Origin of the sequence: Caballeronia sp. GAFFF2 (assembly GCF_023631485.1) — a bacterium.
Classification (GTDB): Bacteria; Pseudomonadota; Gammaproteobacteria; order Burkholderiales; family Burkholderiaceae; genus Caballeronia.
Genome location: NZ_JALQDA010000003.1, coordinates 1 through 12,491, shown reverse-complemented (window position 1 = coordinate 12,491; position 12,491 = coordinate 1). Strand labels below are relative to the sequence as shown.

Genomic DNA, 12,491 nt, shown 5'->3' with positions numbered 1-12,491 from the left:
GAGCGATGATACCGTGACGGCGACGCAGGCGTGGGCCGCGCCGCCGGATGCGTCAGGCGTGTTCCACGTCGGCCCAACAATTGGGCGTTTCGTACAAGCGAAGGCGCTTGAGCTTGAGATTGACGCCGTAATGCGCGTCGTAGACTTCCGCGAGAATCTTGAACGCGACCGCCGCCATATTCTCGACCGTCGGAATGCGGTCGAACACGACGGTCTTGTGATCGGCCATCGACTGCAAGAAATCGCGTACTTTCACGTCGCCTTCGTAGACGATGAAAGCGTGATCCCACTTGTTGACGAGATGCTCCATGGCGAGCGACTTCACATCCGCGAAGTCCATGACCATGCCGCGATCGGGCGCGCCTTCGACATCCACGAGATCGCCTTGCAGCGTGATTTCGAGCACGTAACGATGCCCGTGCAAATTGCGGCACTGACTGCGGTGATCGGGGATGCGGTGGCCCGCATCGAATTCGAGTTTTCGGGTAATCGTCTGCACGTCGGCGGGACCGTCTGTCAGGGAATGTTCAAATATTTATGCGTCTGCATCGACAGCCGCCACTTGGGATGCCGCTTGCACCAGTCGACCGCGAGCTTCGTGTTGATGTCGCGCGACGGGCCGTCCATTGGCTGGACGAGGAAGTACTCGAAATCGAGCTTTTCGTAATCGGCGAGGCGCTGGTTGTCCTGCGGCACGACGACCTTCAGCTCATGGCCCTTGGTCACGACGAGCGGTGCGTCGGCTTTCGGACTCACGCAAATCCAGTCAATGCTGTCGAGTACCGGCAGCGAGCCATTCGTTTCGATAGCCATTTCGAAGCCGGCGCCGTGAAGGGCATCGACGAAAGGCTGGTCGATTTGCAGCATCGGCTCGCCGCCCGTGCAGACGACGAACTTGTTCGCCTCGCCTTCGGGCCAGAGCGAGGCGATCATCGCGACGAGTTCGGCGGGCGTGCGGTATTTGCCGCCGTTCTCGCCATCGGTGCCGACGAAGTCGGTATCGCAGAACTGGCAGACGGCTTCAGCGCGATCCTGCTCGCGACCCGACCACAGATTGCAGCCGGCAAAGCGGCAAAACACGGCCGGACGCCCGGCGTTCGCGCCCTCGCCTTGCAACGTGTAGAAGATTTCCTTCACTGCGTACGTCATGACTGCTCTGTGATCAATTGAAGTTCAAACCGGCGCGATAGTGACTTGCTCGCCCGCGCGGTATGCCTCGTAACCGCGCTTGCGCAGCTTGCACGCCGGGCATTGGCCGCAGCCGAAGCCCCAGTCGTGTAGCTCGGCGCGCTCGCCTACATAGCACGTGTGCGTTTCGACGCGGATCAATTCGACGAGCGCGTCGCCGCCGAGCGTTTCAGCTAGACGCCACGTGTCGGCCTTGTCGAGCCACATCAACGGCGTTTCCAGCGCGTAACGCGTCTCCATGCCGAGATTGAGCGCCACTTGCAGCGCTTTCATGGTGTCATCACGGCAATCGGGATAGCCGGAGAAATCCGTCTCGCACATGCCGCCGACGAGAACTTTCAATCCGCGCCGATATGCCACCGCCGCCGCGATCGTCATGAACAACAGATTGCGTCCGGGCACGAAGGTGTTCGGCAGGCCGCTTGCGGTCGACTGAATCTCGATTTCGCGTGTCATCGCGGTATCGCTGATGGCGCCGAGAACCGATAGATCGATTGTGTGGTCTTCGCCGAGCCGCTCAGCCCAATGCGGAAAATCGCGCAGCACGGCGGCGCGAAAACCGTCACGACACTCGAGTTCGACGCGATGCCGCTGACCGTAGTCGAAACCCAGCGTCTCGACGGTCTTATAGCGTTCGAGCGCCCAGGCAAGGCATGTGGCCGAGTCCTGTCCGCCGGAAAACAGCACGAGCGCGCTGTCCTTAGCGTCTGTACGAGTCACCGTGAAACTCCGTGTTTGAGATTGGCCTGCGGGCCATGTCGCCGGTCGGTAAGAGAGACATGCTTTTTACCCCGACGTTTCAGTATAGGCCGACGACCCTTTCCCCACGTGCGGCGACTCTTATGTCCCATATACGAAGGCGTCGCCAGAATTCGCACGCTTTTGACCGGCCGCACCTGTGAGCCACAACGTCGAAAAACAAAAAGGACCTGCGGTCCGAGGACAGGCAAGTCCTTAATTCGATGCGGATTTTATCACGCAGCGCGATTGTTTGCCGATCGTTAGGCAGGCTGCGTCGAGCGAAGAGTCACCCAAAACGCTCCGAAGATTCAGCACGGATTATCGGTAAAAGCCGGCGATACGCACCGAATTGTGGTTGTTGGAGACATCCCACCACGCGGCTCAGGTCATTCGTCTTTGATGAAAATGCCGTCACTTGAATAAATCATCTCTCCACACACGCGGTCGTGGATGACCTTCCGGTTGCCCGTTGCAACTGCGTACGACACACTCAAATTCGGCAATATATACTTACTTGCCAAAATCACATCGGCAAAACTGTCTTTAAAAGCTTAAAGGTTTGCGCCGAGGAGCCGTAATTCTAGGTAATCGTCTAGAAAGACGGTTTGCGTTAAGTAACAAGTTCCGCCTTAACAGAATTCGCGCCTGAAGGCGAATTCAACGCGCAAACGTTCAAACGCAGCAAGCGCGTGGCTTTTTCTTCGTGCCGGCCCTTAGGTAATACGCCGCAATCGCTCCAGGCGCTCGAAACGTGTGGACGACCGGCGCGGGTCCGGCTGTCTGGCAGCGTCCGGCATTGCCGTTGGACTGATCTGCCCACCCTTCGGGGCAATTTCATTCGGCATCCGAATGAACTCGCTCCCGGCACCCATCCGCAGGGTTAAGCGGGACGCAGGTCCGTAACCGATTTGCCGATTCATTTCCGGCGCTTTGGTCAACGCACTCATTTTCTGAGCCGACGCACAACACATCATTAGTAACGCTAACTAATAATATGAAGAATTCGACCCATACCCCTGCCCGTTTCGCCTTCACCGCTCCCAAGGCAAGTCTGATTGCCGCCACGATCGTCGCCAGCGTGCTGCTCACCGCGTGCGGCGGGGCCGGCAACGACGCCTTCGACCTCGCATCGACCGCGGAAGCTTCGAAGCGCAACACATCGGCATTCGTCGTGACGGCGCCGACGGTCAACGCAACCGCGACCGGCACCGTGACCGTGAAAGGCACGACCGGATCGAAATGGACCACGGTTTCCGTCGTCGACATGACGACGGGCAACAAGGTAGCGCGCGATGCCGTACCCGCAAGCGGCGCATTCTCGACGACCGTCGATACCACGCGTCAGGTCAACGGCGTGCATACGTGGCAGATCACGGCGGCGAATGCATCGAACAGCGTGCGCTCGGTGCAAAACGTCAGCGTGACGGTGTCGAACACGAAGGCCACGACGCCTGCCACGCCGACCACCACCAAGATCTTCTACGGCGCGAACGGCCACAATAACGAAGGCGGCGCATACGACATTTCCAGCCCCGCGCTGCAACTGTCGCAACTGCAGGATCTCGGCGTGAAGCTGTACCGCAACGAGGTCTATAGCCAGGCGGCGGCGACGAAGCTCGCGGGCATTGCGAAGACGATGGCGGCAGGCGGCGTGACCGTGTATCCGGTGATGCTGATGGGTATCGACTTCAACAGCGAAACCGATGCTTATAACGCAGGCTTCGCGCTTGGCCAGCAGACGGCCGCCGCGAGCAAGTATCCGTACTATGAAGTCAGCAACGAACTCGAAGCGGACTGCCTTACGGGCAACGTGGATGGCGTCTATCCCCAGCACTTCGACAACAAGAAGTTCCAGATTGCGCGTGGCGTGATCCGCGGCATGATCGCCGGCGTGAAGTCGGTGGATACGGCGGGCAAGATCATCATGGGCGGCGGCGCGTGGATGCACTACGGCTTCGACCAGATGCTCGCGGCCGGCACGCAGCCGGACGGCACGACGGGTCACCCTGTTGTGAGCTGGGACGTCACCGCATGGCACTGGTACTCGGACCAGGGCGACATCACGAACGCATGCGGCGGCACGGGTTGCCACGACATCCTCGCGACGCTGCAGGCAATGGGCAAGCCGATCTGGATTAACGAATTTGGCGTGCGTCCGAACATGGGCACGGATCAACAGATCGCGTCGTACCTCGTTGGCAACAAGATGATGGCGCAGTTCGTCTCGGTGGCGACGAAGTACAACATTCAGGCTATCCAGACGTACGAACTGTACGACGATCCGGCGGGCGGCGAAGGTGCTTACGGTCTGATCAAGAACGACGGCAAGACGGTGAAGGCGGCTTACACGGCATTCAAGAATTTCGTCACGGCAAACCCGAAGTAAAGATGTTCTTCCAAGCGGCTCGCAGTCGGGGTCGCATGAAGCAAAAAAAAGCGGACAGGCAAATCAAACGCCTGTCCGCTTTTTCGCTTGTTTCGTGCAGATACCGAGCCTGACGAAAGCCCGACCGCAAAAGAAAAAGCCCGAGAGTGATGACACTCTCGGGCTTCTTAATTCTGGTGGCCTGGGACGGAATCGAACCATCGACACGCGGATTTTCAATCCGCTGCTCTACCAACTGAGCTACCGGGCCATCGGAGAAGTGAGACTATATCAGAGTGATGCACGAGGCTCAAGCCTTGAGCCGAATTTTTCTCCAATTCGACGCAATCGGCTCGATGCCGCGGGTCAAACGTCGTTCTTGTTCTTTCCGAGATCGACGCCCAATTGCTTGAGCTTGCGGTACAAGTGTGTACGTTCGAGCCCCGTCTTTTCGGCGACGCGCGTCATGCTGCCGTTCTCGCGCGCGAGGTGATATTCGAAGTACGCGCGCTCGAAAGCATCGCGGGCGTCGCGCAAGGGAATATCGAACGAGATCGATGCCGTCTGTCCCGCGTTCGGCGATGCCCCGCCCGAAGCCGCGTCGCCGGGTGTGGCGTTCAACGCCGACGCGCTCGGCAGCGCAGCGGCCACCGGCACGCCGGATGCCCCCGCGCTCGTCAGCGGCTTGGTCGATGACACGACCGCGGGCGCCGCGCTTCCATGCGCCAGGCCCTGCTCGACCGCCTTCAGCAGTTTCTGCAACGCGATCGGCTTCTCGAGAAAATTGAGCGCGCCGATCTTCGTCGCTTCGACGGCCGTGTCGATGGTCGCGTGCCCCGACATCATGATGACCGGCATCGTGAGCTTGCCCTGCGCGGCCCACTCCTTCAGCAGCGTTACGCCGTCGGTGTCGGGCATCCAGATGTCGAGCAGCACGAGGTCGGGCGTTTGCTGCAAGCGGTAGTCGCGCGCGTGTTGCGCGTTCTCCGCCACGTCCACCACGTGGCCTTCGTCGCTCAGGATCTCGGAGAGCAGTTCCCGGATCCCCATTTCATCGTCTACTACCAGGATGGTCGCCATTTAAGCTGCCCTTGTCTGCACTGTTGCTTTTGTCGTTCCGTGATTCGCTGCCGTGCCCGTTCCCCGCGTCGTCGCGCCGGGAGCGGCGGTATCGTCCGCGAGTTGAAGAAACAGAATCGATATCTGCGCGCCTTCGATGACATCCGCGTTCTTCGACCGATTGCGAATGTCGATGCGCGCGCCGTGCTCGTCGACGATCTTCTTCACCGTTGCAAGTCCTAGTCCCGTGCCCTTTGCTTTCGTCGTGACGTACGGCTCGAAAGCGCGTGACAAGATGCGCGCCGGGAAGCCCGAACCGTTGTCCGACACCGTGAGCCGTACCGCGACACGCGCATGGCCCGATGCGTCAGGCTCGCCATATTCTACTGTTCTCGTTTCGAGAAGCACGCGCGGCTCCGCGACATCGGCCACGGCGTCCTGCGCGTTCTGCAACAGGTTGTGAATCACCTGTCTTATCTGCGTGGCATCGCCGCGAATTACCGGCAGTTTCGTGAGGTCCACCTTGATCGCGCTCTTGCCTTCCTCGATGCCATACAAGGTCAGCACTTCGGCGACCAGTTCGTTCAATTGCAGATTACCGAGGACGGCCGGCGGCGTACGCGCGTATTCGCGGAAATCGTCGACCATCTGCTTCATCGCCTGCACCTGATTGACGATGGTCGTCGATGCGCGCCTCAGCACTTCGGCGTCCGGCGCGGCAAGTTTGTCCGCGAGCTTCATTTGCAGACGTTCGGCGGAAAGCTGAATGGGCGTGAGCGGATTCTTGATCTCATGCGCAAGGCGCCGCGCCACTTCGCCCCAAGCCACGGAACGCTGCGCGGAGATCACGTCGGAGATATCGTCGAACACGACGACATAGCCGGTGGTTTCCGCGTCGTCGGAGTCGGCGTCGGTGGCGCTCAGCAACTGCGTGCCGCGCACGAGCAAGGTGAGCGGCTCGTTCTCGCCAGGCACCGTCACCGCGACTTGCTGCTGCCAGTGTCCACGATCGCCAATGGGATGCCCGCTGCCGACAGCGGCGGCATCGCGTTCGGCGAAGGCTTTCTTGACCATCGCGCCGAACTCGCCGAGGGCATCGATCTGATCGAGCGGCTGATTCAGCAAGCCGATAAAGCGCTGCCGGAAGATGCGTTCCGCGCCGCGATTGACAGTGGTGAGCCGAAACTGCCGGTCGAACACGAACACGCCCGCCGTGAGATTCGCGAGAATGCTTTCCAGATACGCCTTCGAATGCTCCAGCGCGATGCGGTTGTTTTCCACCGCCGCGCGCGCCTCGGAAAGCTGCCGCGTCATCGCGTTGAACGACTGCGTGAGAAAGCCGAGTTCATCGCGCGAATTAATCTCGCGTTTTGGCGTGTAGTCGCCTTCGGCTACCTCCTTCGTGCCTTGCGCGAGCAGAAACAGCGGTCGCGCGAGCTGATTGCCAAGCGCGAGCGCGAGCATCATCGCGATGAACGTGGCGAGAAAGAGCGCGAGCGTCAGCGTGCCGATATACATCTTGCGCAAGCCCGTGCGCCCCAGCCGCTTTTCCTGATATTCACGATACGCGCGCTGCACGGCATCCGCGTTGCGCGCGAGTTCCTGACTCACCGGCTGCTCGATCTGCAGGAAGCGATCGACGTGCTGAAACTCCGTGGTCGTCGTGGGATCGGGGATCTTCGTGATCACCCGCAATCGCAACGCGCCTTTCGGCCCGGTGGACGATGGATCGCCGTCGATCTCGCCTTCGATCGCGCCATATGGATGATCTTGCGCCTCCTTCAGCATCGAGCCGGTCGGCTCGTTCGTCGGCAACAGCGAATAGTAGTTGCCCGAGGCCTGCGCGATAGTGCGCAATCCCGACACGCGCTGCGTGCCGTTATTCGCGGACAGATCCTCGCGGTTGTACTGATCGCGCGGACGCTCGAACACGACCGCGTCCTGAATGTTGTATTGATCGCGCAACCGCAGGAGCGAAAGCGTGAGACTCGACTGATCCGCGCTAGCAAGCTGATCGCTCATTTGCCGGCCGCGCGCCTTGAAGTCGGCGAGCGATGTCTGCAACATGCCGCGCCCGAGCGTGAGACCCGACGTGAGCGCGGTCTCGACGTTCACGTCGAACCAAGATTCGATACTGCGCGACACGAACTGATACGACACGACGTAGATGATCGCGCCCGGCAGCACGCCGACCAGCGCGAAGATCAACGCGAGCTTGGCCAGTAGCCGCGTGCCGAAGCGGCCCTGCCGCACGCGCGCCACGATGATCGCCGTGAGGCTGATCACGATCAGCATGAAGATGAGCGCAATCGCCACGTTCGCCGCGTAGAGCCAGCCGTAATAGCGGTCGAAGAATTCGGTATTGGCGCTGGCGAGCGCGAGCATCACGAGCAGCAGAACCGCCGTGACCGCCACTGTCGAGACCAGCAACCGGACGACGAGACTTTTCATGTCCGTGCGGCCGCGTCGAAATCTATTTCGCACGTTCTGCCGCCGTAAAAGTAAAACGCTTCCAGTCCGATGAGAGGTTCCAGTCGCGGTTGTTCACCGCGTCGATCTGGAACGGCTTGGGCATCAGCGCGATGTCGAGTTGCATGCGCACCGATGCGTTATAGGTTTCGCCGGGATGCACCTGATTGCGGTCGAAGACATGCCACGATGTCACGTGCTTGATCACCGCCATGGCTTCGTTGAGCGATGCAAAGCGCAATTGCAGGCCGCCTGTCGACACGCGATATTCATTGGTCAACGGCTGATAAGACAGCCGGATGCTCTGCGAAACATTCACCGGCTCCTCGTCGAACCAGTACCAGCGCGGCCGGGACAAGTTGAAGTCGATGGTGAAATAGAGCGGCACGCTGCGGTTCACGGCTTCTTCGAGGCTGCTGTTGAGGTCGAAGTCGAAATGGGCATCGAGATTCCAGCCGTTATTGTCCGACTGCAACGAAGCCCGCTGCACGGAAATGGTTTCGGCGAAGGCAGAATCCGCTGCCGCGAAATACAGGCAGAACGTCAGCGCGGTCCAGACGACGAGCGCGAGCCGAAGCGGAAAAAGGCGTTTGATCGTCACCGTTTCTGAAAGCGCGCGTAGAAGAATCCGTCGTGGTCCGCGCGGTAACTCGATGCAGCTTCCGCGTTCCCGTTCGATGGCTGGCCGGCCACTTGTGTGCTGTCCCGTGACCCGTTTGCCGCGCCCGCGCCCGCACCGGCACGCGCCCTGGTCGGCAGCAACTGGCCCGGCGCGTCCAATCGTACCGCATCTTCATGCGTGCTTCCAAACCAGCGAGCCTGCTCTTCGCCTTCCTCGGGAAAGATCGAGCAAGTCACGTAGAGCAACTCGCCACCCTTGGCGACGAGCGGCCAGAGCGCCGTGAGAATGCGCCGCTGTTCTTCGACGAGCGTCGCGATGTCCGAGGGCCGCCGCAACCAGCGGATGTCCGGATGACGCCGCACGATGCCCGAGGCCGAACACGGCACGTCCGCGAGAATGCGATCGAACGGCGCGCCATCGAACCATTGCGAAGGATCGCCGGCATCGCCTACGCAAATCTCGGCGTGCAGCTTGAGGCGCGCGAGATTTTCGCCGATACGTCCCGCGCGAGTCGCATCGCTTTCCAGCGCGACGAGTTCGACATTCGCGCGTTCGAGGATATGACCGGTCTTGCCGCCAGGCGCGGCGCACGCGTCGAGCACGCGCATGCCGTCACGCGCGTCGAGCGCTTGTGCCGCGAGTTGCGCGCCCGCGTCCTGCACGGACACGACGCCATCCGCGAAGCCCGGAATACGCTCGACCGGCAGCGGTGTTTCAAGGCGCACCGCGTGCAGACCGGCGGCTTCCGCTTGGATATGTTCCTGCCGCAAGCGTTCGAGATAGGCATCGACGGTGGCGTGACGCGCGTTCACACGCAGCGTGAGCGGCGCCTGCACGTTGCCCGCATCGAGAATCTCTTGCCACGCGTCCGGCTGACCGCGCTTCACGGCGTCGATCCACCATTGCGGATAATTCCAGCGCGCGACTTCGCTCACACGCGCTTCTTCGAGGAGCGCATCGCGTTCGCGCAGAAAGCCGCGCAGCACGGCGTTGACGAGGCCCTTCGCGAAAGCAAACTCGCGGCGCGTGGCGATGGCGGTCACCGCCTGATCGACGACGGTGAACGGCGCGTAGGCCGCGTGCGCTTCGTCGTCGGTGAGCAGCGTGAACGCGCAGACCAGCACGTTGGCCACGTGCGGCGGCGGCGCCTTGCGGACGAGCTTATGCAAAAGCGCATCGGCAAGTGCGAGACGGCGCATCGCGCGATACGCAATGTCCTGAATCGCGCCCCGCGCCGCCGGCTGTCTGCCCGCGGCGATAACCGTCTGCAAGGCGGCCGGCAACGCCGATCCCGCGCGCACGGCGCCGACCGCCTGCGCCGCGCCGTCGAGCGCGAACGCAAGGGAATCGGGAGCAAGATGCAGCGCGCTCAAATGAGTCGCTCCGCGCGCCGAGTGCGGCGCGGTGGAAGGTCGCCGGGAAGGCTTGTCGGTCATGTGTAAGGTCGTGCGACTTCGTGTGAACATCGATTCGAACGACGATTGTAACGTGCAAGGCTTCGTGGCCCGGTGCTTGCGCGTTTCGCACCACAAAAGGAAAAAGGCCGCGCCAGCGTGACTGGAACGGCCTTCGGTGTTACGCGTCGTAACGACGCCCCGGATTACATGCGCCCGGTGCGCGCCATTTCCATCAAGCGCGCGACGCGTTCTTCCGTCGCCGGGTGCGTCGAGAACCAGTTCGCGATGCTGCCGCCCGACAGCGGATTCATGATCATCATCTGCGCCGTGGCCGGGTGCGCTTCCGCCGTGGGGAACGGCACGCCGGACGCGTACGCGTGGATTTTCTCGAGCGCGCTGGCGAGCGCCTGTGGATCGCCGGAAATCTCCGCGCCGCCGCGATCCGCCTCGAATTCACGCGCGCGAGAAATGGCCATCTGGATCAACGCGCCCGCAATAGGCGCGAGGATAGCCACCGCGATGCTCGCAATCGGGTTCGACGGGCGCCCTTCGTCATCGCGGCCACCGAAGAACATGGCGAAGTTAGCTAGCGCGGAGATTGCACCGGCCATCGTCGCCGAAATGGTCGAGATGAGAATGTCGCGATGCTTCACGTGCGCCAGTTCGTGCGCCATCACGCCGCGCATTTCGCGCTCGGACAGCACGCGCAGGATGCCGGTGGTCGCCGCGACGGCCGCGTGTTCCGGATTGCGACCGGTTGCAAACGCGTTCGGCGCGTCTTCGTTGATGAGGTAGACACGCGGCATCGGCAACTGAGCGCGCGTGGCCAGGTCGCGCACCATGCGATAAAACTGCGGCGCAGTGGTTTCGTCGACCTCCTGCGCGTTGTACATGCGCAGGACCATCTTGTCCGAGAACCAATACGAAAAGAAATTCATGCCGAGCGCGACGACGAGCGCGAGCATCATGCCCTTCGACCCGCCGATCATCCCGCCGATCACGACGAAGAGGGCCGTGATCGCAGCCATCAGCATCGCGGTTTTGACCCAATTGAACATGTCAGGAACTCCTATCCCTAATACGGTGCGCAATTTGCGCGATGGTCCCGGCCACACTGGCCAGGACGCTCATTGTAAGCAAATCGTTAGATAGGGGCATCCGCGAAAAATTCAATCGGGTTGTTGCGTTCAGCGATGTGACGTCGCGAGCTTCAGTCCCAGGCCGACGAACGCCGTGCCCACACCGCGATCCAGCCACTTTTTCATCCCCGGTTTGCCCGAAAAACGTTCGGTGACGCTGCCCGCGATCCACGCAACGAAGCTGTTCCAGACCGTGCTCATGGCGATAAACACGAGTCCGAGTGTGAGAAACGCGAGCGTCTTGTGCTGGCTGTCCGCCGCGACGAATTGAGGAAAGAACGAGACGAAAAACAGCACGACTTTCGGATTCAGCACGTTCGTGACGAAGCCTTGCGCGAACAATTGATGCAGTGATTTTGGCGCGGCTTGCGCGCTGGTTCGAGCTGCGTGGGCGTCTACGGCCTTGTCGTGCTTCGTGAGAATGAGCCGCACGCCGAGATAAATCAGGTAGATCGCGCCAGCGATCTTGACGACGGTGAACGCCGTGGCCGATGCCGCGAGAATCGCCGTCAATCCGAATGCGCACGCGAGCGTATGAACGATGCAGCCCGCCGAGATGCCGAGCGCGGATACGATTCCCGCGCCGCGTCCCTGCGCGACACTGCGCCCGACGATATAGGCGGTATCGGGGCCGGGCGTGACATTCAGCAGAAAGACGGCGACGAGAAAGAAGGCAAAACCGGTAATGCCGAGCATCGGAAACTCCAAGCGTGCGCGTGTTGAAGATTCACGATTCTAGCGCCGCGCGACGCATGCGTTACATGTCCGTCGCGCGTGCTTCAAGCCTGGGTCAAGCGTCCGAATCGGTTTCCTGCAGCGCGAAACGCTGACCTCGGGTAAGCGGCGCGCCCGCGAGAAACTCGCGCACGGGCAGGCGCTTGCCACCGGGCTTTTGCAACTGCGTGAGCCTGAGCGCGCCCGTTCCGCAGGCGACGACGATTCCTTCCGCCGACACATCCACGATGGTGCCCGGATCGGCTTGCCACTCGCCGCTCACCGGCTGCGCGGACCAGATCTTGATCGCGACGCCATCGAGCGTGCCGAACGCGCCGGGGAACGGGTCGAACGCGCGCACCTGACGCGCAAGCGTTTCCGCCGGACGCCGCCAGTCGAGCGCGGCCTCGTTCTTGGCGATTTTCTGTGCGTAGGTCGTGCCGTCGTCAGGCTGCGGTGTCGATGGCAGCGCGCCGTCGCGTTCGAGGTCGCGGAGAGCCGCGACGATCAGATCCGCGCCAAGTTTCGCAAGGCGGTCGTGCAGCGTGGCGGTGGTGTCGTCCGCGCCAATAGCCGTGCGGCCCTCGCGGATCATCGCGCCGGTGTCGAGGCCCGCGTCCATTTGCATGAGCGTAATGCCCGATTCGGCGTCGCCCGCTTCGATCGCGCGATGGATCGGCGCGGCGCGGGGGGGGGGGGGGGGCGCCCGCGCGGGCGGGGGGGGGGGGGGGGGGGGGGGGGTGGGGGGGGGGGGGGGGGGGGGGGGGGGGGGGGGGGGGGGGGGGGGGGTGGTGGGG

10 protein-coding genes, 1 tRNA gene and 1 pseudogene are annotated in these 12,491 nt (G+C 61.9%); 1 reads left to right on the top strand and 11 read right to left on the bottom strand.

Features of this window, described 5'->3' with window-relative positions; translation table 11 throughout:
• Window positions 1-52: 52 nt before the first annotated feature.
• Genes queD through queC form a run of 3 tightly spaced genes read right to left on the bottom strand, consistent with a single transcriptional unit; the run spans window position 53 to window position 1,908 of the window.
• On the bottom strand, window positions 53-499 hold the full coding sequence (queD, locus tag NCT04_RS00570; RefSeq protein ID WP_244826738.1) for a 6-carboxytetrahydropterin synthase QueD: 447 nt from the start codon (window positions 497-499) through the stop codon (window positions 53-55).
• Between the two features lie 17 nt (window positions 500-516).
• Complete coding sequence (gene queE, locus NCT04_RS00565) at window positions 517-1,149, bottom strand: 7-carboxy-7-deazaguanine synthase (protein WP_244826737.1); 633 nt, start codon at window positions 1,147-1,149, stop codon at window positions 517-519.
• 24 nt (window positions 1,150-1,173) lie between these two features.
• Window positions 1,174-1,908: a 7-cyano-7-deazaguanine synthase QueC gene (gene queC, locus NCT04_RS00560; RefSeq protein ID WP_244826736.1), complete on the bottom strand. Its 735-nt coding sequence runs from the start codon at window positions 1,906-1,908 to the stop codon at window positions 1,174-1,176.
• 1,495 nt (window positions 1,909-3,403) lie between these two features.
• On the opposite strand from queC, the gene NCT04_RS00555 reads away from it, so the two are divergent.
• Window positions 3,404-4,315: a glycoside hydrolase 5 family protein gene (locus NCT04_RS00555; protein WP_250462896.1), complete on the top strand. Its 912-nt coding sequence runs from the start codon at window positions 3,404-3,406 to the stop codon at window positions 4,313-4,315.
• A 174-nt stretch (window positions 4,316-4,489) separates the two neighbouring features.
• Here the strand turns inward: NCT04_RS00555 and NCT04_RS00550 are convergent.
• From NCT04_RS00550 to NCT04_RS00515, 8 genes and pseudogenes are all read right to left on the bottom strand, one after another.
• A tRNA-Phe gene (locus tag NCT04_RS00550) sits at window positions 4,490-4,565 on the bottom strand.
• A 95-nt stretch (window positions 4,566-4,660) separates the two neighbouring features.
• Entirely contained in the window at window positions 4,661-5,374 is a 714-nt protein-coding gene (gene esaR / locus NCT04_RS00545) for a response regulator transcription factor EsaR (RefSeq protein ID WP_250462569.1), read from the bottom strand.
• On the bottom strand, window positions 5,375-7,804 hold the full coding sequence (locus NCT04_RS00540; protein ID WP_284502940.1) for a sensor histidine kinase: 2,430 nt from the start codon (window positions 7,802-7,804) through the stop codon (window positions 5,375-5,377). It lies immediately after the preceding gene.
• Between the two features lie 22 nt (window positions 7,805-7,826).
• A complete protein-coding gene (locus NCT04_RS00535; protein WP_250462564.1) occupies window positions 7,827-8,423 on the bottom strand; it encodes a DUF4390 domain-containing protein in 597 nt (198 codons plus the stop codon).
• Entirely contained in the window at window positions 8,420-9,880 is a 1,461-nt protein-coding gene (gene rsmB, locus NCT04_RS00530) for a 16S rRNA (cytosine(967)-C(5))-methyltransferase RsmB (protein WP_250462561.1), read from the bottom strand. The genes NCT04_RS00535 and rsmB overlap by 4 nt, the downstream gene beginning before the upstream one ends.
• A gap of 164 nt (window positions 9,881-10,044) precedes the next feature.
• Window positions 10,045-10,899, bottom strand: coding sequence for a zinc metalloprotease HtpX (htpX, locus tag NCT04_RS00525; protein ID WP_244826731.1), 855 nt, complete (start codon window positions 10,897-10,899; stop codon window positions 10,045-10,047).
• A 129-nt stretch (window positions 10,900-11,028) separates the two neighbouring features.
• On the bottom strand, window positions 11,029-11,676 hold the full coding sequence (locus NCT04_RS00520) for a LysE family translocator (protein ID WP_250462559.1): 648 nt from the start codon (window positions 11,674-11,676) through the stop codon (window positions 11,029-11,031).
• 94 nt (window positions 11,677-11,770) lie between these two features.
• A pseudogene (locus NCT04_RS00515) lies at window positions 11,771-12,379 on the bottom strand (methionyl-tRNA formyltransferase); the annotation flags it as partial.
• Between the last annotated feature and the right edge of the window lie 112 nt (window positions 12,380-12,491).

What these genes read in the sequence shown, in the direction of transcription:
- queE (WP_244826737.1), bottom strand. Translation starts at nt 1,149, where the DNA reads ATGACGTACGCAGTGAAGGAAATCTTCTACACGTTGCAAGGCGAGGGC.
- esaR (WP_250462569.1), bottom strand. Translation starts at nt 5,374, where the DNA reads ATGGCGACCATCCTGGTAGTAGACGATGAAATGGGGATCCGGGAACTG.
- NCT04_RS00540 (WP_284502940.1), bottom strand. Translation starts at nt 7,804, where the DNA reads ATGAAAAGTCTCGTCGTCCGGTTGCTGGTCTCGACAGTGGCGGTCACG.
- rsmB (WP_250462561.1), bottom strand. Translation starts at nt 9,880, where the DNA reads ATGACCGACAAGCCTTCCCGGCGACCTTCCACCGCGCCGCACTCGGCG.
- htpX (WP_244826731.1), bottom strand. Translation starts at nt 10,899, where the DNA reads ATGTTCAATTGGGTCAAAACCGCGATGCTGATGGCTGCGATCACGGCC.
- NCT04_RS00520 (WP_250462559.1), bottom strand. Translation starts at nt 11,676, where the DNA reads ATGCTCGGCATTACCGGTTTTGCCTTCTTTCTCGTCGCCGTCTTTCTG.